This is a genomic window from Paenibacillus sp. FSL R5-0470, from assembly GCF_037975205.1.
Taxonomy (GTDB): domain Bacteria; phylum Bacillota; class Bacilli; order Paenibacillales; family Paenibacillaceae; genus Paenibacillus_AQ.
The window spans coordinates 2839765-2864210 of record NZ_CP150238.1 but is presented as its reverse complement, the minus strand read 5'-3'; the positions used below and the strand labels follow the sequence as shown (position 1 = coordinate 2864210).

Annotated in this window: 24 protein-coding genes; 9 read left to right on the top strand and 15 right to left on the bottom strand. The window is 42.6% G+C overall.

Annotated elements, in window-relative coordinates; translation table 11 throughout:
• Positions 1-84: 84 nt before the first annotated feature.
• Both MKY99_RS12430 and MKY99_RS12425 read right to left on the bottom strand, forming a co-directional pair.
• Entirely contained in the window at positions 85-1317 is a 1233-nt protein-coding gene (locus MKY99_RS12430; protein WP_339270767.1) for an aminopeptidase, read from the bottom strand.
• A gap of 166 nt (positions 1318-1483) precedes the next feature.
• On the bottom strand, positions 1484-1831 hold the full coding sequence (locus MKY99_RS12425) for a hypothetical protein (protein WP_076282841.1): 348 nt from the start codon (positions 1829-1831) through the stop codon (positions 1484-1486).
• 149 nt (positions 1832-1980) lie between these two features.
• Between MKY99_RS12425 and MKY99_RS12420 the strand changes: the two genes are divergently transcribed.
• Together MKY99_RS12420 and MKY99_RS12415 are read left to right on the top strand one after the other, a co-directional pair.
• Complete coding sequence (locus MKY99_RS12420; protein ID WP_339270765.1) at positions 1981-3117, top strand: VanZ family protein; 1137 nt, start codon at positions 1981-1983, stop codon at positions 3115-3117.
• 86 nt (positions 3118-3203) lie between these two features.
• Positions 3204-4646, top strand: a complete 1443-nt coding sequence (locus MKY99_RS12415) for a serine hydrolase (RefSeq protein WP_339270763.1) — start codon at positions 3204-3206, stop codon at positions 4644-4646.
• 66 nt (positions 4647-4712) lie between these two features.
• Here MKY99_RS12415 and MKY99_RS12410 read toward each other — a convergent pair whose 3' ends face one another.
• A complete protein-coding gene (locus MKY99_RS12410; RefSeq protein WP_339271611.1) occupies positions 4713-5477 on the bottom strand; it encodes an exodeoxyribonuclease III in 765 nt (254 codons plus the stop codon).
• 139 nt (positions 5478-5616) lie between these two features.
• Between MKY99_RS12410 and MKY99_RS12405 the strand changes: the two genes are divergently transcribed.
• Positions 5617-6786 carry an MFS transporter gene (locus MKY99_RS12405; protein ID WP_076299410.1) on the top strand — a complete coding sequence of 390 codons (1170 nt, stop codon included), beginning with the start codon at positions 5617-5619 and terminating at the stop codon, positions 6784-6786.
• A 204-nt stretch (positions 6787-6990) separates the two neighbouring features.
• Positions 6991-7278: a hypothetical protein gene (locus tag MKY99_RS12400; RefSeq protein ID WP_076299411.1), complete on the top strand. Its 288-nt coding sequence runs from the start codon at positions 6991-6993 to the stop codon at positions 7276-7278.
• 83 nt (positions 7279-7361) lie between these two features.
• Here MKY99_RS12400 and MKY99_RS12395 read toward each other — a convergent pair whose 3' ends face one another.
• Complete coding sequence (locus tag MKY99_RS12395) at positions 7362-8210, bottom strand: helix-turn-helix transcriptional regulator (RefSeq protein ID WP_339270759.1); 849 nt, start codon at positions 8208-8210, stop codon at positions 7362-7364.
• Between the two features lie 124 nt (positions 8211-8334).
• Here MKY99_RS12395 and fabF point away from each other — a divergent pair, with 124 nt between their 5' ends.
• On the top strand, positions 8335-9573 hold the full coding sequence (gene fabF / locus MKY99_RS12390) for a beta-ketoacyl-ACP synthase II (protein WP_339270757.1): 1239 nt from the start codon (positions 8335-8337) through the stop codon (positions 9571-9573).
• Positions 9574-9661: 88 nt separating this feature from the next.
• Here the strand turns inward: fabF and MKY99_RS12385 are convergent, their stop codons facing one another.
• The 3 genes from MKY99_RS12385 to MKY99_RS12375 all read right to left on the bottom strand — a co-directional run bounded on the left by MKY99_RS12385 (position 9662) and on the right by MKY99_RS12375 (position 13853).
• On the bottom strand, positions 9662-11128 hold the full coding sequence (locus MKY99_RS12385) for a glycoside hydrolase family 43 protein (RefSeq protein ID WP_339270755.1): 1467 nt from the start codon (positions 11126-11128) through the stop codon (positions 9662-9664).
• A gap of 187 nt (positions 11129-11315) precedes the next feature.
• The gene (locus MKY99_RS12380) at positions 11316-12383 is read right to left on the bottom strand and encodes an ABC transporter ATP-binding protein (RefSeq protein ID WP_076282847.1); all 1068 of its coding nucleotides are present in this window, start codon (positions 12381-12383) and stop codon (positions 11316-11318) included.
• Between the two features lie 507 nt (positions 12384-12890).
• The gene (locus tag MKY99_RS12375) at positions 12891-13853 is read right to left on the bottom strand and encodes an aminoglycoside phosphotransferase family protein (RefSeq protein ID WP_339270753.1); all 963 of its coding nucleotides are present in this window, start codon (positions 13851-13853) and stop codon (positions 12891-12893) included.
• A 129-nt stretch (positions 13854-13982) separates the two neighbouring features.
• Here MKY99_RS12375 and fabV point away from each other — a divergent pair, with 129 nt between their 5' ends.
• On the top strand, positions 13983-15173 hold the full coding sequence (gene fabV, locus MKY99_RS12370) for an enoyl-ACP reductase FabV (RefSeq protein ID WP_339247555.1): 1191 nt from the start codon (positions 13983-13985) through the stop codon (positions 15171-15173).
• A gap of 20 nt (positions 15174-15193) precedes the next feature.
• Here the strand turns inward: fabV and MKY99_RS12365 are convergent, their stop codons facing one another.
• The 5 genes from MKY99_RS12365 to MKY99_RS12345 form a co-directional block, all read right to left on the bottom strand.
• On the bottom strand, positions 15194-15451 hold the full coding sequence (locus MKY99_RS12365) for a DUF2164 domain-containing protein (RefSeq protein WP_042187544.1): 258 nt from the start codon (positions 15449-15451) through the stop codon (positions 15194-15196).
• A gap of 97 nt (positions 15452-15548) precedes the next feature.
• Positions 15549-16517, bottom strand: a complete 969-nt coding sequence (locus MKY99_RS12360) for a sugar phosphate isomerase/epimerase (RefSeq protein WP_042187542.1) — start codon at positions 16515-16517, stop codon at positions 15549-15551.
• Positions 16518-16543: 26 nt separating this feature from the next.
• Complete coding sequence (locus MKY99_RS12355; RefSeq protein WP_042187540.1) at positions 16544-17620, bottom strand: Gfo/Idh/MocA family oxidoreductase; 1077 nt, start codon at positions 17618-17620, stop codon at positions 16544-16546.
• 22 nt (positions 17621-17642) lie between these two features.
• Entirely contained in the window at positions 17643-18740 is a 1098-nt protein-coding gene (locus tag MKY99_RS12350; RefSeq protein ID WP_076282851.1) for a Gfo/Idh/MocA family oxidoreductase, read from the bottom strand.
• Positions 18733-19506 (bottom strand): sugar phosphate isomerase/epimerase, encoded by a 774-nt coding sequence (locus MKY99_RS12345; protein WP_339270749.1) that lies wholly within the window; start codon positions 19504-19506, stop codon positions 18733-18735. The genes MKY99_RS12350 and MKY99_RS12345 overlap by 8 nt, the downstream gene beginning before the upstream one ends.
• 320 nt (positions 19507-19826) lie before the next feature.
• On the opposite strand from MKY99_RS12345, the gene MKY99_RS12340 reads away from it, so the two are divergent.
• The gene (locus tag MKY99_RS12340) at positions 19827-20645 is read left to right on the top strand and encodes an AraC family transcriptional regulator (protein WP_339270747.1); all 819 of its coding nucleotides are present in this window, start codon (positions 19827-19829) and stop codon (positions 20643-20645) included.
• 110 nt (positions 20646-20755) lie between these two features.
• Here MKY99_RS12340 and MKY99_RS12335 read toward each other — a convergent pair whose 3' ends face one another.
• On the bottom strand, positions 20756-21487 hold the full coding sequence (locus tag MKY99_RS12335) for a class I SAM-dependent methyltransferase (RefSeq protein ID WP_339270745.1): 732 nt from the start codon (positions 21485-21487) through the stop codon (positions 20756-20758).
• Positions 21488-21548: 61 nt separating this feature from the next.
• Positions 21549-21755: a hypothetical protein gene (locus MKY99_RS12330; RefSeq protein WP_339270743.1), complete on the bottom strand. Its 207-nt coding sequence runs from the start codon at positions 21753-21755 to the stop codon at positions 21549-21551.
• Positions 21756-21900: 145 nt separating this feature from the next.
• On the opposite strand from MKY99_RS12330, the gene MKY99_RS12325 reads away from it, so the two are divergent.
• Entirely contained in the window at positions 21901-22581 is a 681-nt protein-coding gene (locus tag MKY99_RS12325; protein ID WP_042187527.1) for a TIGR00266 family protein, read from the top strand.
• A 367-nt stretch (positions 22582-22948) separates the two neighbouring features.
• Here the strand turns inward: MKY99_RS12325 and MKY99_RS12320 are convergent, their stop codons facing one another.
• Entirely contained in the window at positions 22949-23422 is a 474-nt protein-coding gene (locus MKY99_RS12320; RefSeq protein WP_042187525.1) for a transcriptional repressor, read from the bottom strand.
• Between the two features lie 320 nt (positions 23423-23742).
• Here MKY99_RS12320 and MKY99_RS12315 point away from each other — a divergent pair, with 320 nt between their 5' ends.
• On the top strand, positions 23743-24405 hold the full coding sequence (locus MKY99_RS12315; RefSeq protein WP_042187523.1) for an S-layer homology domain-containing protein: 663 nt from the start codon (positions 23743-23745) through the stop codon (positions 24403-24405).
• Positions 24406-24446 lie beyond the last annotated feature (41 nt).

Below are 24446 nucleotides of genomic sequence, written 5' to 3'. Positions count from 1 at the left end.
AAACACTTTCTATAACACACATCTTTTTAGCAAAGGAAAAGGCCGTAATCTCCTAAAGCGAGGTTACGACCTTAAATGTATTCCTTACAGCACCCAATTCCCTTTACGAAATACCGGCTCAATCGTACCATCCGCCAATTCTCCGTCAATATCCAGCTCAGCTGAACCAATCATAAAATCGACATGTGTTAAGCTGACATTAGCACCTCGTGCGACAAGCTCTTCATTCGTAAGCTTTGTGCCGCCTACAATATTGACAGGATAAGCACTTCCCAACGCGAAATGGCAGGAGGCATTCTCATCAATCCCTGTATTGTAGAAAATTCGGTTCAAGCAAGAGATTGGAGAATCATGCTGCACTAAAGCCACTTCTCCTAAATAGGATGCACCTTCATCGGTTGCCAGCAGCGAAGTCAAATGCTCACGTCCGGATTCAGCTTCATATGCTACTACTTTTCCATCTTTAAAAGTGAAGGAAAGGCCTTCTACCAAACGTCCGTTCAGATTCAATGGAAGTGTGCTTCTAACGGTACCATTCACACCTGTACGATGTGGCATGGAATAGATCTCTTCCGTTGGCATATTAGCCACGAAATACACGCCTTTATCATTCTCTCCGCCGCCTCCACGCCAAAGATGTCCTTCTGGAAGCTCCACATGCAGATCCGTTCCCGGAGCGCGGTAATGCAAGCTTTTATAACGCTTAGCGTTCATTCTATCCTGACTTTCTTTCAATTGACCGATATGTTCTCTCCACGCGGCAACTGGATCCTCGCTACCTACACGATTCATCTGGAATACCGCTTCCCACATAGCCTCTACTCGCTCTTCCTCTGGAAGATCAGCAAACACCTTGTTCGCCCAAGCACGCGTTGGAGCCTTGACGAGAGACCAGCTAATTTTGCTATTACGAGTATATTTAGAGTAGTTTTTGCGAGCAACAGCTGCCGCCTTAACTGCTCTTGATACTTTGGAAGAATCAATACCATTGAACAGTTCCGGATCTGGTACTTTAATATGTAAGATGGCGCCGTTCTCTTCCGCAAACTTCTCCATCATTTCTGCTTGCCACTGTGGATAGTAATCAAAGGAATATTCTGGGGCTTTTTCGTAACGAATACGTGTAGTCGCCTCATCGTCCCAATCAACAATTACATATTTAGCACCTGCTTCATAGGCTTTACCTACAATCAAGCGAGTAAGCTCTACCGTTTCAATAGGTGCATGCACCATTAAAACTTGTCCAGGTTGTACATTTACACCTACTTTTACAACCAGGTTCGCATATTTCTCTAACATGACATCAAAATCTTTCATGAATTCTCTTCCTCCATCTCTATGGTTGCTTTACTGTCGCACCAAAGCACCGGAGCTCCTTAACAGCAGACGGTCAGCTTCACTTCTTATTTTAACGCAAAATGCTAAGAGTTGCGATTCGATATAATAAAGCGGCCCCCATGAAAGGAACCGCTCACGTAAATCTTTATTTTTTATCTACTTGCAGTAACGTTACCGTCTTTAAAGAATAGGTATGCATTATCTTGTCCTCAGAGATTACGTTAAGCTTGGTCAAACTTGCTATCTTCGCGGGATCTGATTTGGAAAGCATACGCCACACTTCAGGGTCTGATAAGGTTTCATATAACTTGAGATCATCATATTCTTTGCGATTTTGCATCACTAGCTTCACTTTGTAGCTTCCAATCTCAGTCTCGGTGGCCCCCTGCTCACTACAATAGCTAAGAATATCCTGCCGAAGCTCTGCCAATTCTTTTTCAATTTCCTTTTGCTTTTGCTTCAGACGATAATACTGCTGTACCTTTTTCTCCATCACTTCACGCTCCTCTATAAACATATGTATGCCGGAAGCGCTAAATAAATAAGTTGAGTTCCCTATCATAAAATTTTATAATGAGCCGGGAACGCTAGTTTGCAGCAGACTCCTTTCTTCCACAAAAACAATGATTCGGCAGGTGACTTATGTTTCATTCTTACTTTTTCCCAATTTCTTATGCCTTTATGATGTTTCCTATAGCGGCATTGATCTTCACGCTCCCTTTTCTAATCGTTCAATACCGTAGACACGGCTACATTCATAAGCTTAGAGCTTTAATCCTATACTTACTCTTGCTCTATCTGATGAACGCTTATTTTCTCGTATTGCTTCCGATGCCTTCCTCAAGACATAATATGGCGCCTTCAGGGAGTATCATGCAGCTCATCCCTCTTCAGTTCATACAAGATATTATAGACGGCTCTAAGATCATACCTGATCAGATTTCAACGTATTGGTCTTTACTACGAGAGCCCGCTTTTTTACAGGTGATATTTAACATCGCTCTGACAGTGCCGTTTGGATTGTTTCTGGGCTACTATTTTCGAACGCGCTGGGGAATGTGTATTCTCTTGTCTTTCATGCTTTCGTTATCTTTTGAGGTCACTCAGGTTACAGGCATCTACGGCTTTTTTGATCATCCCTACCGTCTATTTGATGTCGATGATCTTATTACCAACACACTGGGAGGGATCTTTGGATTCCGAATTGCTATCTGGATAAACGGGTTACTGCCACAAATAGAACAACTGGATACGAATATCGATCGTTCTGCCAAAAGAGTCTCCTATACCCGCAGAGGGATTGCCTTTTTCATCGATAGTATGGTGTGGATCATTGGGTTTGGTGTACTTTATGGATTCGATGTAAAAAGTGCTTTCTGGATTGTAACAGGGATTTACTTCATCCTGATTCCAGCTTTCACTGGTGGGCGGACCTTAGGCAAATGGATTGTACGTATTCGGGTGACGAGCAAAGGTAATCGAGCTTCTTTCTGGGCGCTTATGATCCGATATGGTCTGCTATATTGGATATTACTTGGACTTCACGCGCTTGTTATCGATTCTGATGTGACAGGGCTTCTATCTTCACCATTGAGAACGGTCGCTTACCTCATTGTTCTACTGGTCGATTTAGTTTTCTTTATTCATTTAGTCATTAAGGTATTCAAAAAAGATGACCAGCTAATCTATGAGAAATTAAGCCGAACCTCGCATGTTATTTCATGGCCTGAGAAAAGATTGCATACCGATGCCTCCAACAGCAGCTCTTTAGAGGATTAAAAATCTTCATTTTATATAGTATTTATACAATGGAATTTATTATAAAATAGGAAGGCAAGGATTCTCAAAATTTAGGAGATGAATGAATGGAAACTACAAGTAGCTTGCAGTTGTCTAGAAGTCTTCCAGAAGAGCAGGGCATATCATCAGCCGCAATATCCAGCTTTATTGATGCAGTAGAGACACAAAGCTTAGGTCTGCATAGCTTCATGCTCCTTAGGCATGGGTATGTGGTCTCTGAAGGCTGGTGGTCTCCTTATAAGTCCGATCTTCCACATATGCTATTTTCCCTTAGCAAAAGCTTCACCTCAACGGCAATCGGGATTGCGGTCACAGAAAAGCTAATCACACTCGACAATTCAGTCATCTCCTTCTTCCCTGAAGAGGCTCCTGCGACTATCACTGACAATCTATCCAACATGACAATCAGACATCTATTGATGATGGGTACCGGGCATGTCGTGGATACTATGGACACACTTCATAAAAGTGCAGACGGGAATTGGGTTAAAGCTTTCTTCTCAGTCCCAGTGGAGAAACAACCAGGTACACATTTCCTATATAATACCGGCGCCACTTACATGCTGTCCGCGATCCTTCAACGAGTTACTGGCCAAACACTGCTAGAATATCTAGAACCGCGTCTGTTCGCTCCGCTCGGTATTCACGGAGCAACTTGGCAGTCTTGTCCACGTGGAATTAACACGGGGGGATTTGGCTTAAGCATTACCACAGAGGATATCGCTAAATTCGGCCAGCTTTACTTACAAAAAGGGATCTGGAATAATCAACGAATCCTGCCTGAACAGTGGATTAATGAGGCAACTTCCAAACACATTTCCAATGGCGAAGGCGATCATGACTGGGCGCTCGGATATGGTTATCAATTCTGGAGATGCCAACACGGAGCCTACCGCGCCGATGGCGCATTCGGACAACTCTGCGTTGTTCTTCCTGATCAGGATGCGGTAATTGCTATTACTGCCGCTTCAAATAGTATTCAAGGTATTTTGAATGCAGTGTGGGAGCATTTATTACCCAATATGAAAGATGTCCCTCTTCTGGAAGAACAAGCATTAGTAGCCAAATTGGCAGACCAACTAAAAAACTTATCGATAGACCCTCCACAATTGCAGCGGTCATCTTTTCAAGAAGATCAATTGAATGGTATAACCTATACACTCGATGACAACCAATTTTCACTAGCTACTATCTCTATCACTTTCAACAATGATGAAGCTGAAGTTACTTTAATAACTAAACTTGGTGAAAAGAATGTCATTAGATTAGGCCGAGGACAATGGCTCGAAAGCTTTGCACTCATCCTGGAGCCTTTCATGAACCGGATTATGTCCAGCTTTACTTGGACTGCAGAAGATCAACTTCAGTTGTCCTTGCTATTTGTTGAAATGCCTTTCTTGATTATACTTGATATTAATATTCTAGAGAACATGCTTATCCTTAAGCAACGGATTAATGTCAATATGGGACCGCTTGAATTCGATGATATAATCGGAAGAATACAATAGGTATAGTTAATAAAAGAAAGGCCGCTTTGTCCTATGCAGGAACTTAGCGGCCTTATATCACTTCTTTTATTCCGAAAAATCAGCTAGCTTCAACATGACTGGGCAATGATCACTACCCATGATCTGACAATCAATTTGAGCATCAATTACATTAGGTGCAAGTCTAGAAGAAGCTAAGAAATAATCAATTCGCCAGCCCACATTCCGCTCTCTCACCTTCGGCATATAAGACCACCATGAATACACTCCCTCTAGCTCCGGGTGAAGATATCTGAACGTATCTATGAAGCCCGACTCTAGCAGTGTGCTCATTTTCCCTCTCTCTTCATCCGTAAAACCGGAGTTCCCACGGTTAGCCTTTGCATTCTTGATATCAATATCTTCATGGGCAACGTTTAGGTCTCCACAGACAACAACCGGTTTACGCTTGTCCAGTTCTAAGAGATAATTACGGAAACGGTCCTCCCATTCCATTCTATATTCCAATCGAGACAGATCTCGTTTGGCATTAGGCGTATAGACGTTGACCAGATAAAAATGTTCGAACTCTAATGTAATGATCCGGCCTTCTGCTTCTTCATCTTCTTCCATCCCATATCTCGCAGAGATCGGCTTGATTTTAGTGAATATTGCCGTACCAGAATAGCCCTTCTTCACTGCGTAATTCCAATATTGATCGTATTCTTCGCCATGCTCCAGTGTAATTTGCCCTTCCTGAAGCTTTGTTTCTTGAACACAGAAGATATCCGCATCTACTTCTTTAAAATAGTCATTAAACCCTTTTTTGACACAGGCCCGAAGGCCATTAACATTCCATGATACCAGCTTTATCATCGGCTTTTCTCCTTGCATTTTGCTTTAATTATTCTCAGTTTATCATAGTTTTATATCCTAATCATTCAACATCCATGATACAATAACAAAATTGACTCTATATAAATATTAATTAATACGTGAGGTAAAAAAACTTATGAATGCACCAACACTATTACGAGGGTTTAACTTTTTGTATTTTGCGTTGCTGGCTATGTTCATTCCTTTTCTGCCAGTCTATCTAGGGGAGCAAGGTCTTAATCCGGCGCAAATTGGATTCATTATTGGTACTGGAGGGTTTGTTACCATTATTGCTCAACCCTTATGGGGGATGATCAGTGACAAAACAAGAACGATCCGCAAAGTGCTGTTAATTCTGTTGTTATGTTCTGCGGTAACGGGATACTTTTTATTCGATTCTAGCAGCTACGTACGACTTATTCTTTTTGCGATGCTGCTCTATTTCTTCTTAATGCCTATCGATCCGCTAGCTGAAAGCCTGAATTTCCGGATCTCTGAGGCAGCTGGAATTAGCTATGGTTCGATACGTACATACGGTGCATTGGGGTACGGTGTTATGGCCTTACTCACAGGTTATGTGATGAGTTATTTCGGTTCACAAGGTATGGCCTTGCTGTTCGTCGCGATTAGTCTTACAAGCTTTGTGGTCAGCTGGTTCATGCCAGATGCTCCGGTGACCGGTAAACCGGTCACACTTGACAGCCTGAAGCATTTTCTTAGTAACAAAGAAACACTGCTATTTCTAGTACTCATATTTATTAGCTCCGTTCCCGCACGAATGAACGATACCTTCCTTGGGGTTTATATTCGCGAGCTTGGTGGCAGTCCTGAATTAGTTGGTCAATCGTTCTTTATCGCCGCAATGAGTGAAATTATTGTGTTTGCCTTAAGCTTTTGGTGGTTGCGCAAAGGAAAAGAGTTAATCATTATTTCAATTTCTGGAGCCTTTTATTTTCTTCGATTCTTTATTTCGGCCTGGATATCTGATCCGCATTTATTAGCTTATCTACAGATTCTACAAATCCTTACCTTCCCGGTATTCTACTCCGCAGCTATTCAGTATCTATATAGTATTGTGCCTGTGGAATGGCGTGCTACGGGTCAAACTGTGTTGGCGCTACTGTTCTTCGGTGTATCAGGTATTCTCGCATCTTATGCTGGTGGAGCATTATATGAAGCCTTTGGCGGTAAGGTCCTTTACTTAACAATTTCCGTGATGTCATTTATCGGTATGCTGTTCGGATTGATATTGTACAGAATCTATGGAAGTAAACACGCCAATAAAAAGAATATAGCCACTCATTAATCTTTCGACAATTAAACGGGTATGTCCCATAGCCATGTAGACGGCTACCGGACATGCCCGTTTTCTATGAATAAGTATCGTAGTGTCCGTGATAACAAGCTCCTTGTCCCCTATCAAAAAGTGCTAATTCACCGTGTCATTCGCTCTCCCATCAATAGATTTATCGCATAGTATATCCTATCAAAAGAAAAGGAGGTCGTTACTATGGCCATCGTATTACCGCTTCAATTGTTTGTTTTAGAACCTGTCATTGGCAAATCATATTATGAAAACCTTGCAGGTGGTATTAATGCTGCAGTTACAGTAAACAATATCTCGGACCATCCGGTACAACTGGTATTAACCCGTGTGAATGCTCCAGTTATCACTTACACGATTCCAGCATTCAATAGTCTTACACTTCAAGTTCATGCACTGTTGGTTGCAGCACTCTTAAGTACTCCTTCGGGCACAACATTCGGATTTATTGAAATCTCAACATCAGATTTCTAATAGATTCATTTCACAATGCTCTCTAAAGCATCTCTAGTTGATAATTCAGCTAGAGATGCTTTTCTATGAACTTCTAACCTAAGTCATTCTTTATGCTGCTCCATAAGCTGCTTCAGTTTGATTTCAGTATTTGAATCTGCGGCAGGCGTATAAATACTACAACGTAAATCTGTGCTGCCTTGAACCTGTAGTGAGGTTAAATGAAATAACATTTTCCCTGCTTTGGCATGTCTGAATTCCAATAGCACATCGGGAGCAGAGCTTACACGACTTTGTTCCCACATTTCATTAAACGCTGGATGCAGTCCCTTTAATTCCTCAATAAATTCATCGTACCAACGATCCTCTACATATTGTCCGTAATACGCTCTGAAGATGGATAGATAACCACTTACGAATTGTTCCCAATTTACAGCTAAACGTCTGAACTCCTTACGAACAAATAACAAACGAATCATGTTTCTCTCCTCAATGGGCAGCTTAGAGAAATCTAGAAACACATGTGCTGCAGCCTCATTCCAACCTACAATCCCGCAACGCCGGTCTGAAATAATCGTAGGACAAGTCTTAAGCTCCTGTAAGATTTTCTGTAGAGAAGGACTAATTACTGAGGATTCCTCTTGCTGAAATAGAACGCTCCCTGTTCCAGTCTCTAGTGCTAGTGCAAAAAGATATTTCCGCTCATCATTAGTTAGCTTTAGGGCAGTCGCAATACAGTCCAGAACAGACGAAGATACTTTAATATCCCTGCCCTGTTCTAACCACGTATACCATGTACTGCTTACTCCCGCTAACTGTGCAACTTCTTCTCTGCGAAGTCCAGGCGTTCTCCTGCGTGTGCCTTCTGGCAGTCCAACAGAGCTGGGTGAGATCGCTGCACGGCGTGCTTTTAAAAAATCTGATAATGCCTGCAATCTCGTCTGATTAGTCATACGCTTCCTCTCCTCTCTGCTACATTCTTTAGTATAGTACAAATTATACTAGGATAAACGATAACTTGTAATAGGATAAAATAAGTGGAAAAATACCTACATACACTTCTTGAGGAGGTTCATTATGGAACGCGTAGTTATTACAGGTATGGGCTTAATCTCGCCCCTTGGAAATACAATAGAACAATTCTGGGATCGTCTAGTTTCTGGTGAGTCGGGTATTTCCCCAATCACTTCATTTGATACCTCTAACTTTAAGACAAAGATCGCGGGAATCGTGCATGATTTCGATGCGGAGACCAGATTTGGCCGTAAAGAAGCACGCAGAATGGATAGATTTAGTCAGTTCGCCCTAGCAGCCGCTGAAGATGCCTGGACACATTCCGGTCTACAGCTTGATAAGATTGACAAGGAACGTCTCGGAGTTTATGTAGGATCAGGCGTTGGTGGAATTCAAACCTTGATGGAACAAGGGAATGTGCTAAAGGGCCGCGGACCAGATCGGGTCAGCCCCACTTTAATTCCCATGATGATCTCTAATATGGCTGCGGCGATGATCAGCATTAAATTAGGAGCCTTAGGTCCTACAATGTCTCCAGTAACTGCCTGCTCTATTGGAAATACGGCAATCGGTGAAGCCTTCCGGTTGATCCGTTATGGAGGTGCCGACATCGTAATTGCTGGTGGATCAGAAGCAGCCATTACTGAAATCTCTTTAGCCAGTTTCGGCAATGCCACCTCCTTATCCACTCGAAATGAGGAGCCGATTAAGGCGAGTCGGCCTTTTGACGGGGAACGTGACGGATTTGTTATCGGTGAAGGTGGCGGAATAGTTATTTTGGAGTCACTTTCTCATGCGCAGCGTAGAAACGCCAAGATTCACGGAGAGGTTATCGGTTATGGTGCCAGCTCTGATGCCTATCATATGGTCGCCACCCATCCAGAAGGAATTGGTGCTTATCAAGCGATGAAGCTGGCCATGAATGAAGCTAATCTCCAGCCCAAAGAGGTGGATGTAATTAGTGCTCATGCCACGAGTACAGTAGTAGGTGACCGCTCTGAGACCCTTGCGATAAAGAAGTTATTCGGTGATCAAGCCTACCAGATTCCCGTAACCGCTAATAAGTCCATGACTGGACACGCCTTAGGGGCGGCCGGTGGCCTAGAAGCCATTGCCCTAATTAAGAGCATTCAAGAAGGAATCATCCCACCTACCATTAATCAGGAGGTCAAAGATTCCATCTGTGATTTAGATTATGTCCCGAACATTGCGCGAAAATCTGATCTTACTATAGGCATGTCTAACTCCTTTGGTTTCGGTGGGCATAATGCTGTCATTGTGATTCGAAAGTTTGAAGATTGACCACTCAACCATAAAACGGGGTTCCAGCTTAGTCATTCTCAGGACTAAGTGGAACCCCGTTTCTACTGCCAATTTCAAAAAAAATCTATTATTCCATCGTTGATACGTGGCTCCCCCAGATAGAGATACCTTCCTTGGAAACCGCAGTAAACGTCATAACGTTACTAGCTGTTGCTTCATTCCACTCTTTCAGGAACACCCCTTTATAAGTAGAACCGTCAATGGTAAGCTCAGCAGTATGATCATCAATAAGCTTCCATTTCCCCTTTACTGCTCCTTTAATCTTACCGCTTTTAGTGAATTCAATCAGCTCCGACTGCACGATATCAGCCGTAATGTCTTTGTTATGGTTAACATATTTATATTCGCCTGAAATTTGCTCTTTTGTGTATTTCTCTATGCTCTCTCCGCCATAGCGGTGCGGGGCTACAACCGGCCAGCCCTCACTGTTCATAAACATCTGATGAACTCTTACCTCGTGCTTTTCTCCACGATTCGGGAACCGTGTATGGAAGATCAGATAATACTTGCCATTCTCTTCATCATAAAACGCTGAGTTATGACCTGGTGATACATATCCTTCTCCACTCACTGGCAGCTCGTCATCTGTATTCAAGAATTCGAAATTCCCCATTAGCTTCACTCCATAAGGAGCATATGCTGGATCATCGAACAATACGGATGGCGATCCTTGTGCATTAATCATATCTTGACCCTCAGAATCTTCGAAAGGTCCATCAGGCGCCTTTGAACGAGCTACACGGATGTTATATCCACCGTCTGCAGCCAGACCACCGTAGGATAGGAACAGATAGTAGTAATCCGTTTCCGGACTGTACAGCATATATGGAGCTTCTATCCGAGCATGGTTCGCACCCAGAAGCTTTTTGCCATAACCTTGATCTGGCAGCGGGAAGCCTGTATTAGCATCTAGTTCCATAATAAAAATACCACCGGAGTAAGAGCCATAGACCATCCACAGCTTCCCTTCTTTATCAAAGAACACATCCGGATCTACTACATTCGGCTTTTGAGTGGCATCATATACTTCTCCATCATCACCCTTGCCCATCATACCTGACTTCAGAATGATTCCTTTATTCTTATAATGTCCCTCAATATTGTCCGACACAGCTATGCCGAGTGCAGACAACGGGGAATCCCCTTTACAAGCATTGTAATACATATAGAATTTGCCATCCGCCAATTGAATAACATCGGGTGCCCATAAGGTATCCGTCTGTGCCCATTTTAATGCTTCAGCAAACTCCTCTTTGACATTAGGAATGAGTACGTTTCCTTCTACCACCCCAGAGGACAGCTGAGTCCAAGACATCAGATCATTTGATTTAGCAGATGCTAAATGAGAGCCAAACACATAGTATTTGTTATCAGCCATAATGATCGACGGATCATGTACAGATACATTTTTGAAGACAGGCTGGGCAGAGTCAGCTACGTTATTTGTGTTGCTGGAACTAGCTGAATTGTCATTGCACGCGGTTACTGCTAATAATGAAACGCTGATCATTGTAGTCAAAATTGCTTTTCTCATCGTTATACCTCCTATGTATGCCTTTTCATTTTGAAACGAAAACAAACAATAGTCAATCCTTTTATTTAACTAAGTTCGTATTAATTCATATTTATTTAAATAATAGTGAACATTCATACACATAAAAAAACGCCAAGCCATCGAAATGGCCTGACGTTTCTTTTATATTTTACGTAAAATAATCTTTTTAATTAGCGCCTTCTTGTACCAAAACTGGCTCTGGATAAGCATTCTTAAGCACACGTTGTCTGTTCTTAACAACTGCCGGCGGTTCCACCTGAGGAGCCATCGGATGCATTAGCCAAGACTTCACCATATGGGTATCCGAAACCTTATACATTGGAGGCTCTTTCTCCATATCGATTTGCATAGCGTAAGTGGAACGTAGTGCGAAAGCATCGCCCTTAGGCGGTTTGATCAAATCTGGAGGAGTACCAGGAATTGCTGTTAGCAAAGATCCTTTGCTCTCTAGACTTGGCATGGAAGCTAGCAAGCCCCAAGTGTATGGGTGTCTTGGATCGTAGAAGATCTCTTCCGCTGTTCCCATTTCAACAATTTGTCCAGCATACATTACAGCTACACGATCTGCCATTCTTGCTACAACCCCGAGATCATGGGTGATAAAAATAATAGCCGTATCAATCTTCTTCTGCAATTCCTTCATCAAATCAAGGATTTGTGCTTGGATGGTTACGTCGAGCGCAGTAGTCGGCTCATCCGCAATCAGAAGCTTAGGGTTCGCAGCAAGTGCCATTGCAATAACAACACGTTGACGCATACCACCACTGAATTCATGTGGATATTGATTGAAGCGACGTTCTGGAGAAGGAATACCTACAAGATTGAGAAGCTCAATCCCACGTTTATTCGCATCAGCCTTGGAGATGTTCTCATGTTTAAGCAGCACTTCAGTAATTTGTCTGCCGACCTTCATCATTGGGTTCAGAGAGGTCATCGGATCTTGGAAGATCATACCGATCTCTTTACCGCGGATCTTCTGCATCTGCTTCTCTGTCTTGCCAATCAAATCTTGTCCATCGAATAGAATCTGTCCGCGTTTATATTCTCCTGGTGGTGTAGGAACTAGCTTCATAACCGCTTGTGAGGTTACACTTTTACCCGAACCTGACTCCCCAACAATCGCTAGAGTTTCACCTTTATCTACATGGAAGCTAACACCACGGATTGCTTGTACCTCTCCGCCGTGTGTTTTGAATGATATCGCTAAGTCTTTTACCTCTAAAAGGCGCTCCATCTTGTCACCCTCTCATTTCCTCGTCAATTATGATAATGATTCTCAGCATGTTGTAAGCAATAAGTATTATTTTATCTAGTTTTAAGGGTTCTAGTCAAGATTTTTCTGAAAAAAATACGGCTAACCTCACACTTTAGTACTAGATCTAATTATTGCGTGCTCAATAGTTGCGATAGCTCCTCTTTAAAATACGCAAATAGAGAATAAGGAAGAACTACTAGGTACTGCTAAATACAATAAATGGTATGGAAGGAATACTGCCATGATTCTAAAGCCCACTATCAAAATATACACGAATAATACAACCAAAGCAAAAGTTACATGGTCATGTACATCAGTAAGCAATGCTATTTGTGCATAAATGATCATGAAACAAACGTAGTATCGACAGCAGCTACAGCAAACTTACGGTATCAATATGTACACTCAGGCGTTCAAATATAAGAATTCTCCCCTACTGTTGCTCAGTCTCCCTATCTGTCATGTTGTAGTTGTGTCAAAAATGTGTTAATTCATGAACCGCTTCCAGCCCTCAAGCAGATTATCATGCGCCCACTCAAGGTGACCTTGGCTATCGTACTTACGCGAATAACACTCGATGAAGTAAATTAAGTCGATATATAAGTCGTAGAGTTTTTTACGGGCATGTTCGTTTGGGCTGTCGAAGCTATTCCCGTAACCTCTACAGAAATGCTCTGAATTCTCAATATAGCGGAAATAATATTCCATAAGTGGATCGCCCCAAAGTGCCCGTTCCCAATCAATCAATGCAACAATGCGGCCCTCTCGCACAAACACATTGCCATCCCATAAATCCCAATGTATTAGACGAGGCTCAATGACTGCGTCCATAACATGTAAGTGACTTTTGATCTCTGCCTCAACAGTTTCTAACGGAATGGGCATTTCTGCCTTTAAACGACGTGCATCTTCAAGCAGATTCATTATCAAATGCTTAAAGGTTTCCCGCCATGAAGTTCCTTTCACTGGTGTGGATGCACTAAATAATCCGAAACGCTCACCAGGAATTTCATTAATTAAACGGGAATAACGACCTAACTCTTCCTCAATACTTATTCTCTGCTGCGAAGTTAGCGCTTCCTTAATTTCATTATAGGGCTGGCCAACTATTTTCTCCATGAAAAAAAACTCACTTGAAATCATTTCTTTACTGTTATCATAAGCGTATACCTCAGGCACAGGTACTGTCCCTTTTGACTTCATCAGTCGCATCGCTGCAACCTCTACAGACATAATATCATGCTCGTAACTAAGGGTATCTGCTTCAGCTGACGGTGCTATCTTAAGAATCATGTCTCTTCCATCTGATAATAAAAGGTCATATGCTGCGTTAAAATAGCCACCTGTCAGTTCAGTACTTCGCTGAATGCTCACATGGCTTCCAAAAGTAACACCTACCAAATCATTCTGTTGCTCTGTCGTTAATTTTGTTTTAGTAAAGCTCTCCAAGATCTCACCACCATAATGAAATAAGTATCAAAGGATAAACAATCCTTCTCCATTTGATTGAAAATTGTTAAAATTAGAACAAACGAGTCTCATTAGCCTGCTTTTCATGAAAGAGAGGAAACGATTAACATGATTATTAAACCTAGAACACGCGGCTTTATCTGTACTACCGCACACCCGCAAGGTTGCGCTCGTCAAGTAGAGCGGCAAATCGAATATATCCAGACACAACCCGAGATCAAAGGACCACGCAAGGTGCTTGTCATTGGCGCCTCTACAGGATATGGCCTCGCCTCACGGATTACAGCCGCCTTTGGGGCTGGAGCCAGCACAGTAGGCGTCTACCGCCAGAGCAGCAGCAATGGAGCCCGTACAGCCTCTGCTGGATGGTACAATTCAGCAGCCTTTGAGGTACTTGCAGAGAAAGCTGGACTTCAATCCTACAGCGTAACCGGTGATGCCTTCTCCAAAGAAACTAAGGATAGAACCATACAGCTGATTCGCAGTGAATTGGGACAAGTTGATCTAGTCATCTACAGCGTTGCTTCTGCCCGTCGAACAGATCCTGTGACGGGTGAAGTTTATAACTCCGTAATTAAACCTATAGGAGATACCTACACGAATAAAACCGTAAACTTTCATACGGGTGAAGTCAGTCAAATTTCTATTGAGCCTGCTACAGACAAAGAAATCGATGATACCATTCGAGTGATGGGTGGTGACGATTGGCAGCTTTGGATTGAAGCTCTTCATCAAGCCGGAGCTTTGGCCGATCATGCCACCACCATCGCATTCTCATATATCGGGCCGGAGATTACCCAGTCTGTATATCGGAAGGGAACGATTGGACGCGCAAAAGATCATCTAGAATTAACAGCACACACTCTTAACGATGAACTATCTAGTATAGACGGTCGAGCCTATGTAGCAGTTACGAAAGGACTGGTCACACAGTCTAGCTCAGCAATTCCTGTCGTCCCCCTGTACACTTCTGCGCTATACAAAGTCATGAAAGAGAAAGGACTTCATGAGGGTTGTATTGAGCAAACCTATCGGTTGTTTGCAGAACGTCTTTATGCGATCGAAGGGACTTCTGTGGACGAAGAAGGGCGTATCCGAATCGATGACTGGGAGATGTCCCCGGATGTACAGGATCAAGTGACTCAAATCTGGGATAAACTCACGACAGACAATATCTATGAATTGACAGATCTAGAAAGCTACAAACAGGAGTTTTTCCAGTTATTCGGATTTGAGACTGAGGGTGTAGATTATGAAGCTGAGACTGATCCAGACGTAACGGTTACCAATCAGCGGTAAACAATACATTATGTTGCGGACTATCTTCTAGCAGATGTTAGTGGTTGCTCAAGTGCATACAATTCTTCTTCAATGGAAATCATCTTTTGCTCAATCACTTTTCGGGCATCTGCCAGTGCCTGATTATAAATATAAGGTGAGAGTTCTTTGAGCATAAAATCAAGAAGATTCTCACTTGCTAATTGGCCAATTTCGCTAGACAGCTCCGTTTCAAAATAATCCTGAATGCTGGATGTAATTTGTAGTTTGTGTTCTCTCTGTATTTTTATCGGCTGCATGATCGTCCTCCAATTTGTATGGTTTAAAATTCAGATTATTAATACAGGAAAAATGACGTGCTTGCGCACGTCATTTCTTATATCTATACCCTTTAATCTAAACCCACCACATTTCTGCTAGTGGCTCCTCAATCAATACTTGTTGAAGATTACTTACAGCTTTGGAGAAGCCTTCTTCCACAGACATCAATCCATCTTCATGCTCAATACTGACCACATAATCATATCCTACCAAACGAAGAGCGCTCATAATATCAGCCCAAGTCTTAAGATCATGTCCAAAGCCAACCGAACGGAACTGCCATGCACGGTCAAGCATTTTGGTATAAGATTGCATATCAGTTAAGCCATGCATATTGACATTGACTGGATCAATAACTGTATCTTTAGCGTGGAAATGATGAATTGCGCCTTGGCGGCCTAAAATATGAATTGCCTGCACTGGATCAATTCCTTGCCACCACATATGACTCGGATCAAGGTTAGCTCCGATTACTTCACCTGCAGCTTCTCTCAACCGCAGTAGAGTAGCAGGTGTGTGAACGGAGAATCCGCCGTGCAGCTCAAGACCAACCTTCACATCATGCTCTGCGGCAAAGGCTCCCCATTCAGTCCAGTAAGGAATCACTTTATTTTCCCATTGCCAATCCAGAATTTCTTGATAATCATTTGGCCATGGAGCTACCGGCCAGTTCGGATACTTGGCACCCTCATGATCACCTGGACAGCCAGAGAACGTATTAACGACTGGAACTCCTAGCTTCTGCGCCAATTTGACCGAGTTCACAAAGTCCTCATGATCCTTCTGGGCAAGCTCTTTTTGTGGGTGTAGGGGATTTCCGTGACAGCTCAATGCACTGATCGTCAATCCACGGGATTCCACAGCATGTTTGAATTCTTTCAATGCTGTCTCATTCTCGAGAAGCATCTTAGGATCACAATGGCTGTTACCAGGATTCCCTCCTGTACCAATCTCTACCGCCTTTAGACCTTTGGACGCTACATAATCAAGAGCATCCTCCAGCTTGCGACCCCCAAACAAGACCATAAATACTCCAAGTTTCATTGTAAGTCACCTCTTTTGCAAATAGTTTACTTACCTTCACCATACATATCGAAGTCTTTTACTACTTGATTCTTCTCAGCAGATTCAAAAATAGCTTCAATCAAATTCTGAACACGCATTACTTCGGCATTCTTAACGATTGGCTCTGCTGTTCCCTCAATAACGGCTGCGAAATTGTCATAGAAGCTAGAGCCTAGCTCCGCAGGTTGAGGTAAAGCTTCTGTAATCGTAGCCCCTTCTGAAGGAGGCGCCATAGTTTTGGTTAATCCAACACCAGCACGTATAGGCTTAGGCTCGATCTTTTCACCTTCATTGTTTCTGGTTACTAAACGTCCAGTTAAAGACCAATCTTCGATAATACCCGTTCCTTCAATACCCTTCACATACCATCTAGGCAGCGTAATAAAGTTAGTTGTCCCAACCTCAACGATAGCTTTAATTCCATTCTCAAATTGCAGGATGGCTTCAAAGCCATCATCTACATCATTGCCTAGAATAAAGCTCAGACTGCTGCTCACACTGATGACTTTGCTATCGATCATAAATAAGAGCTGATCTAATAAATGAACGCCCCAATCTAGCAGCATTCCTCCACCTTGTGCCTTGACATGGCGCCAGTCTCCTGGAATACCATTCGCTCCATGTACGCGAGATTCAAGCTGGAACAAAGAACCGATGGTCTCTTGATCATACATTTTTTTGATGGTTAAGAAATCCTCATCCCAACGTCTGTTCTGATGTACCATGAACACACGTCCTGCTGCATCCGCAGCATCCAGCATATCTTGAAGCTCTTCCTTGGACATAGCGACTGGCTTCTCACAAATAACATGTTTGCCAGCTTGTAGCGCACGTATAGCGATTTCTTTGTGTACATCGTTTGGTGTCGCAATAAGAACAATCTCAACTGCAGGATCTGCTAATACTTCTTCATAACTTTCATATACCTTGTAACCAGCATTGATGGAGTCCGCACGACGTGCTTCAAGCAAGTCGTATGTCCCTACCACTTCTAGGGAGTTAGTCTCCTTAATTAATTTCGCGTGATAACTTCCCATTCCACCAAAGCCAACGATGACTACGGAATGTATCTTTGAGCTCATGACTTCCACTCCTACTTCCCTATTAATTATCTGATGTGCCGTCAAAATACACAGCGCGACCTGTACGTGAAGATTCATAAATAGCTTCCAAGATTTGAGTAACAACGAGGGCCTGCTCAGGTTTAACTACAGGTTCCTTGTCTTCTCTAACCGCCTCAAGCCACAAGCGAGCTTCACGATCAGATTCATTTTCCTGTCCACCATCAAAGAACGCTACTCCACCAGCAGACAAGTCTACTTTGGTCTCATACAGACGTCCACCACGGTCACCGTTTAGGCGCAGACCATCCTTCATATCTGCACCACCTTCTGTACCTGCAAGAAGCGTCTGAGCTTCTCGATACTCAGATACATTTAGTGCCCAGCTGGATTCAAGTACAATTGTAGCACCATTTTCCATGGTAATAAATCCAAAAGCTGAATCTTCTACCTTAAATTGCTCAGGATCCCAAGGACCAAAGGCATTTCCAGCGTTCTTTCGGTTACTCAGCTTATGGAAAGACGAGCCCATAACACTGCGTGGTTTATAATTATCCATCATCCATAAAGTAAGATCAAGTGCATGCGTACCGATATCGATCAGTGGGCCGCCGCCTTGCTTTTCTTCATCCAGGAACACGCCCCAAGTAGGAACCGCACGACGACGAAGGGCAATTGCTTTTGCATAATAGATATCACCTAGTTCGCCGTTTTCGCAGAGTGCTTTAAGGTATTCACTATCCGAACGATAACGGTTCTGGTAAGCGACAGACAACTTCATCCCCGTACGCTTCGCAGCTTCCAACATTTCTTGTGCTTGGGCAGTAGTTTTAGCCATTGGTTTCTCGCACATTACATGGTTACCTGCTTCCAATGCAGCAATAGTAATCACGGAGTGGCTGTCATTTGGTGTACATACATGAACAATATCAAATCCGCCAGCTTTCAAAAGCTCAGTGTAATCTGTATAAACAGCAGCGCCTTCAGCGCCATAAGTCTGAGCGGCTTTCTGTGCACGCTCTTCTATGATATCGCAGAAAGCTACCATTTCAGCATCCTTCTGACGTGACAAACTTGGCATATGTTTCCCATTTGCGATACCACCGCAACCTACAATAGCAATTCTCAACTTATTAGACATTAACTTTTCCTCCTTGATTTGCGTATGCTTTTACCCATTTCAAACTATCTTCTACACTTTCTAATGGTGAACGACTGCAGAAATCCTGCTCTACTACCGCCCACTCCACATTTGCCTGTACAGCTGCATTTAAAATTGCAGTAAGGTTCACTTCACCTTCACCTAGTACAACAGTTTCCGGAGATCCGTCTTCTTTTTTCTTCAAATCCTTCAGATGGATGATCGGCAGTCGACCTGCGTATTTATTGATATATTCAACTGGATCATAGCCTGCATGATGTACCCAGCAAGTATCCATTTCCACTTGCAACAGGTCAGCCGGCACCTCTTCAAACAATCCATCAAATGCAGTACGGTCACTATCACCATATTTATCTGTTAACTCGAAATCATGATTGTGATACAGAAGAACTGCTCCGCCCGCTTTGCACTTTTCTCCAATAACCTTCAGATTCGCGGCAACCTCTTCATAGTTACGTTGTTCTTCTGACAAATAAGGAACAATCAAATTTGGATTTCCAATCTCAAGATTGTAAGAGATCTCTGCTTCTGTATCATTCAACAATGCGTCATATGGACGATGTGCGCCGAGCGCAACCAGTCCAAGCTCATTTAGCAATTGTTTGACTTCTGCTGCGGTGCGGCCGAAAAAGTGGAAAAACTCTACGCCTTTATATCCAAGGGCTGCTACCTTACGCAGTGTTCCTTCAAAATCCTGTTCCAATTCTTCTCTAAGCGTGTACAATTGCAGACCTATCTTCAGCATTTTCTAATCACTCCAATGGGTTTAGGGTTAGCTTACTAATTCATTTAAACTTCTTTCTGCTGCTCGTCCCCAAAGAGATCAACAGCAGCAATCACTTGAACAATAATGCTGTTGCAGAATTGACTAATCTGATTCCCATTAGTTTCCTTCAACTGCCATCCTTGTTTGCATAGCTAATATCGACTCCGTATAGCGTGGATGGTCGATTTCTTTCTTTATTGCTTAGGTACATAGTAATATGAAAGCGTATATAATAAAATGAATAATATGATTAAAACATGAACAATCTGATTATCATTTCTAGACATCAAGGAGGACACATGAATCAATCAACTACCTGTCACGTTTTATCTGCTGGATTTTCCTTTCACCGCAAACCTTTTCATATGTCACATAGCCATGGAAATCAGAACTATTTAATTCGTCTGCAAACAGAGGGCCGAAGCCGAGCAATGATCGACGGTGTGATGACTCCAGTGGAGAGCGGCGATATCATGCTGTTTGCTCCTAATGATCCTTACTATTTAATCATTGATAAGGAAGAGTATCCTGTAGGTAAGCCGCGGATTGAAAGCGGAGATTATCATATTTTTTGTGAAGGAACTTGGATTGTTGAATGGTGGAAACGTGCTCAGAGACCCTCACTCTTAAGTGTGCCACTGAGTGAGAATTTCCTCGGCTTATTTCGTCAGTTGATTCTTGAGCACAGACGTCTTTCCGATTTCTCACCAGCGATATCTGCCTGTTATCTGCAAATCCTGTGTATGGAAATCGACAGACTCATTACAGATCAGCCAGCGATTACGCCTAAAGGCTATCTAGCTTACCGAATGAAGCAATATGTTGAGGAGCATGCAACCTTACCTTTTCTGTTGGAGGATGTTGCCGCACATGTAGATATTTCCGTCTCCCGTGCCGTTCATTTATTTAAGGAGGCCTTCGGGACCAGTATTATCAAATATGTAAATGATGTCCGGCTAGAGATGGCAAGAGAACGAATAACCTTCAGCCCGATGCCGCTGGAGCAAGTAGCAGAAACCTGCGGTTTCGCGAACTATACTTATTTTCACCGTGTATTCCGAAGTCGTTTCGGCATGTCCCCTAGACAGTACCGTGTACACAGCAGAACTCAAGTATAATATAGAGGTGAATTGCTTCAACAAAAATAGGGCTATCCCTATAGTAGATAAACTACTACGAGGATAACCCTTGCTTCTATATTCAAACAATACTCAAGTTAATGAGATGATTATTCTTTTTCAGCTGAAATAATCAGGAACATCGGTCTGCGATCCTCGTCCTTCATCCACGGATCATTGCTCATTTCATCAGAAGGCTTAGGCTCCTTAACTGCTTTGATAGTAAACCCGGCTCCAATCAAGTCATTGAAGTAGGTTGAGATTGTGCGGTGATATTTTATCACATTTTCTGTTAAGAAGGTCGTTTCACGCAATCCCTCAGACTGATAATGATCTACAGGCCAATGAAGACGATTGCCTTGGTCATCCACATACCAATCCTGTTCATTTCGAGAAGTAAAGATGGGATGCTCCACTGAAAATATAAAGCTGCCGCCTGGCTTAAGGTAAGTATGAACCTTGCGACAAATAGCTTCAAAAGACTTTACATAATGCAAGGCCAATGAACTGATGACCACATCAAATTGTTCGCTCGCAAATTCAATATCCTCAATCGGCATCTGGATATAAGAAATAGCTGGATCGTCTGATTTTTCACGCGCTTCTTGAAGCATTTTTTCAGAGATATCTACGCCAACGACTGAGCTTGCCTGCTGCTCGCGTGCATATAGACAATGCCAGCCAAATCCGCAGCCTAAATCAAGAACACTTTTATTATGTAAGTCTGGGATCAGAGGTTGTAATACATGCCATTCTCCAGCTGCTTCAAGCCCACCAATGGAACGAGGCATTTGTTTATAGGCTGAGAAGAAATTTGTATCATCGTATTTATTTTGTTTCATCAGTTATATATCTCCTATCCATAATGTCTTTCATCAGTATATTCTTAGTGACGCATTATTTTCAAATCGCCAAATGAAAAGGAGCATCATCTTGGAAGATCCGCTCCTTGTGTTTGTTCTTATTCAATTGCTGTTGTTTGCTCGGCGTTAACCGTACATGCTGTGAAATGGCGCTATAATCCCCATTGGATCTGCGACTTTGAGCTGCGCACCAGGTTCCTGAGCGCTCTGCCTTTAACAAGGCTTTTTGAGTCTTGGTTCGTGCCATGTGGCACCACTCTCCTATTCATAGATGAACTATTAGACAACTACAGTTTAACATAATACAGACTATGAGCGCAGCCAGAATTCCGTTACAATGAGATCACTGCTAGTTTTCTTACTTATCTAAATAGATTCGGAGGTTTTTAGTGATGAAATACGATGTTTTGTACGAGGGTGCTTTTGCAATGTTAAAGGTATATTTGGACCCCGGCGAAAGTGTTAAAGCTGAGATGGGCGCAATGGTTGCCATGTCTCCTAACGTAGAATTAAAAGGAACCGCTGATGGAGGCGTAATGCGGGGTCTGGGAAGAATGCTGAGCGGTGAAAAGTTCTTCTTCCAGGAACTCAGAGCTATCCGTGGTCAAAGTGAGGTACTATTGTCTCCAGGATCATTAGGTGATATCCAAGCTATCGAATTAGATGGATCCTATAAGCTGTTAGTTCAAAAGGACGGATTCTTAGCCGGTACGGAAGGCATTCAAGTAAATACCAAAATGCAAAATTTAACACGCGGACTTTTCTCTGGTGAAGGCTTCTTCATTGTAGAAATCAGCGGCAGAGGAACAGTATTCCTGTCCTCCTTCGGAGCGATCCACGCCATTAATTTAGCACCTGGTGAAGAGATGATTATCGACAATGGACATCTCGTCGCTTGGCCAGATTATATGGACTATAAGGTAGAAAAAGCAGCCTCAGGTTGGCTGAACAGTTTAACCAGTGGTGAAGCGCTTGTCTGCCGATTCCGCGGAGAAGGTGTAATCCTCGTTCAGAGCCGTAACCCTGGGAGCTTCGGAACGTGGATTAAATCCTTCGTGCCCACTCGAAGCTAAGAAGAATGACATAGAATTTCCCGTAAGTAGGATTTCCTTTAACAGTTTAAAAGGCATTGTAGCGCTTCTCTGGTTTTTAAGAAGCGCTGCTTTGCGTGCAAATTAAGGAATATCTCCCTATAATCCAGAGATTTCTGCGTAATTGACTACTAATTAGGGAAATCCTCCCTATAATTCCACTGATTTGTTGTGAAATATAGATATTTGTCCGATTTATAGGGAGGATTTCCCCATTTCCATTCGTATCGGGCAATTATCAGTTATTTAGAGGGAGTTTTTCCCTAATTCTTTTCCGAAAAAGAAGCTGCCCCCTAAGTAGTACTTACTACTTCTGAGACAGCTTCTTCTTTTAAATTAGAAAGCGGGATTATGAGACCGCTTTGTTTGCTTTTTCTTTTTTGCAGCCTGTTCGTTTACATGTGTCATAAGTACCCTTGAAATCTAGGCGGTGATCCGTGACGTTAAAGCCATATTCACGTTCCACTCTTTTCTCCAGCTCCACTAGCCAGTCATCCTTAATTTCCTCCAACCTGCCGCACACGCTGCATATCAAATGATGATGCATGTGAGAATGATCATTCCCGCGCAGATCGTAACGAGCGACTCCATCTCCGAAGTTCATCTTTTCTACAATGTGAAGCTCGCATAAGAGCTCAAGTGTACGGTATACCGTTGCCAGCCCTAAATGCGGATAACTGTTCTTGACAAGCATATATACTTCTTCTACGCTGAGATGATCTTTCTCATTGTCGAGCAATATGTTCACTATGGCCTCACGCTGGGGCGTTAATTTATATTTTTGCGCCGCAAAAAGCTGACTGATATTTGAAATTTGATCCATTTGATCTCCTACCTTCCCGGAATGATTTAACATCCGTATCCACTGAGACGCACCCATTTATGCATCAAATATTAAACGTAAATAGTAATCTTTACGATATAATCATATCAAAAATAATCACGAATGAATAGAGCCTAACATCATTATAACATTTCAGCTCTCTTATCCAAAGTTCTTTCATCCATTCCTGCCTATTTTTCTGCCAAAATCTACTTTTTCGTGAAATATTATAGGTTTGACCGCAACCTTTCCATATTTTTCTGCGTTTAAGTTTGTGATAGCGGCCACGAGGCCTATCCATACAACGAGGTGAAATAACCATGAATATGAAAAAAAGAACGTTAGCCGCGATTACAACCGTTACGATTCTCTCCTTCTCTTTGGGTGGCCAAATATTTGCAGCCGGAAATACCTTTAAGGATATTGATAATATAAACGGCAAAGAAAAAATTATTTCTTTAAAAAATCAAGGCTTGATCAAAGGGGTTAGTGAATCCCAATTCTTGCCCAGCTCCAAAGTAACAACAGCACAAGGGATCCAGTTCATTTCGGGTGGACTCCAGCTTAGTCTCGCGGCTATTGATTTCAACAAAGCTCCCGTTGCTAGCGGCTTGTTCACGAAAGTCAAGGATAAAGCTTGGTACGCTGAAGCCTTTATCAATGCGTATTACAATCATGTCGAGCTTCCTAAGGACATTGATCCAACCAAAACAATGACCAAAGAAGAGTTCACCAATTATCTAGTGCAAGGGGTCGAAGGCATTGGGAATCTGCCGATGATCAATATAGTGCCCGTAGATATCGCTGACGATGCTGCGCTTAACCCCTCTTATCAAGGCAGTATTCAACGTTCGCTTAAATACAAGATCAATAGTTTAGACGCTAATGGGAAGTTTAATCCGAAAAGTGAAATCACTCGCGCCGAAGCTGCGATTATGCTCTATAATGCTTTGGAATTTCTGAAGACTGGTATTAAATCCTAACCTAGAAGTGACGCACCACTAACATTGAATGGTAAACAAGA

Bases quoted from the DNA above. Each gene is read 5' to 3' on its own strand.
- MKY99_RS12430 (WP_339270767.1), bottom strand. From the start codon at position 1,317: ATGAAAGATTTTGATGTCATGTTAGAGAAATATGCGAACCTGGTTGTA.
- MKY99_RS12425 (WP_076282841.1), bottom strand. From the start codon at position 1,831: ATGGAGAAAAAGGTACAGCAGTATTATCGTCTGAAGCAAAAGCAAAAG.
- MKY99_RS12420 (WP_339270765.1), top strand. From the start codon at position 1,981: ATGTTTCATTCTTACTTTTTCCCAATTTCTTATGCCTTTATGATGTTT.
- MKY99_RS12415 (WP_339270763.1), top strand. From the start codon at position 3,204: ATGGAAACTACAAGTAGCTTGCAGTTGTCTAGAAGTCTTCCAGAAGAG.
- MKY99_RS12405 (WP_076299410.1), top strand. From the start codon at position 5,617: ATGAATGCACCAACACTATTACGAGGGTTTAACTTTTTGTATTTTGCG.
- MKY99_RS12400 (WP_076299411.1), top strand. From the start codon at position 6,991: ATGGCCATCGTATTACCGCTTCAATTGTTTGTTTTAGAACCTGTCATT.
- MKY99_RS12395 (WP_339270759.1), bottom strand. From the start codon at position 8,210: ATGACTAATCAGACGAGATTGCAGGCATTATCAGATTTTTTAAAAGCA.
- fabF (WP_339270757.1), top strand. From the start codon at position 8,335: ATGGAACGCGTAGTTATTACAGGTATGGGCTTAATCTCGCCCCTTGGA.
- MKY99_RS12385 (WP_339270755.1), bottom strand. From the start codon at position 11,128: ATGAGAAAAGCAATTTTGACTACAATGATCAGCGTTTCATTATTAGCA.
- MKY99_RS12380 (WP_076282847.1), bottom strand. From the start codon at position 12,383: ATGGAGCGCCTTTTAGAGGTAAAAGACTTAGCGATATCATTCAAAACA.
- fabV (WP_339247555.1), top strand. From the start codon at position 13,983: ATGATTATTAAACCTAGAACACGCGGCTTTATCTGTACTACCGCACAC.
- MKY99_RS12365 (WP_042187544.1), bottom strand. From the start codon at position 15,451: ATGCAGCCGATAAAAATACAGAGAGAACACAAACTACAAATTACATCC.
- MKY99_RS12360 (WP_042187542.1), bottom strand. From the start codon at position 16,517: ATGAAACTTGGAGTATTTATGGTCTTGTTTGGGGGTCGCAAGCTGGAG.
- MKY99_RS12355 (WP_042187540.1), bottom strand. From the start codon at position 17,620: ATGAGCTCAAAGATACATTCCGTAGTCATCGTTGGCTTTGGTGGAATG.
- MKY99_RS12350 (WP_076282851.1), bottom strand. From the start codon at position 18,740: ATGTCTAATAAGTTGAGAATTGCTATTGTAGGTTGCGGTGGTATCGCA.
- MKY99_RS12345 (WP_339270749.1), bottom strand. From the start codon at position 19,506: ATGCTGAAGATAGGTCTGCAATTGTACACGCTTAGAGAAGAATTGGAA.
- MKY99_RS12340 (WP_339270747.1), top strand. From the start codon at position 19,827: ATGAATCAATCAACTACCTGTCACGTTTTATCTGCTGGATTTTCCTTT.
- MKY99_RS12335 (WP_339270745.1), bottom strand. From the start codon at position 21,487: ATGAAACAAAATAAATACGATGATACAAATTTCTTCTCAGCCTATAAA.
- MKY99_RS12330 (WP_339270743.1), bottom strand. From the start codon at position 21,755: ATGGCACGAACCAAGACTCAAAAAGCCTTGTTAAAGGCAGAGCGCTCA.
- MKY99_RS12325 (WP_042187527.1), top strand. From the start codon at position 21,901: ATGAAATACGATGTTTTGTACGAGGGTGCTTTTGCAATGTTAAAGGTA.
- MKY99_RS12320 (WP_042187525.1), bottom strand. From the start codon at position 23,422: ATGGATCAAATTTCAAATATCAGTCAGCTTTTTGCGGCGCAAAAATAT.
- MKY99_RS12315 (WP_042187523.1), top strand. From the start codon at position 23,743: ATGAATATGAAAAAAAGAACGTTAGCCGCGATTACAACCGTTACGATT.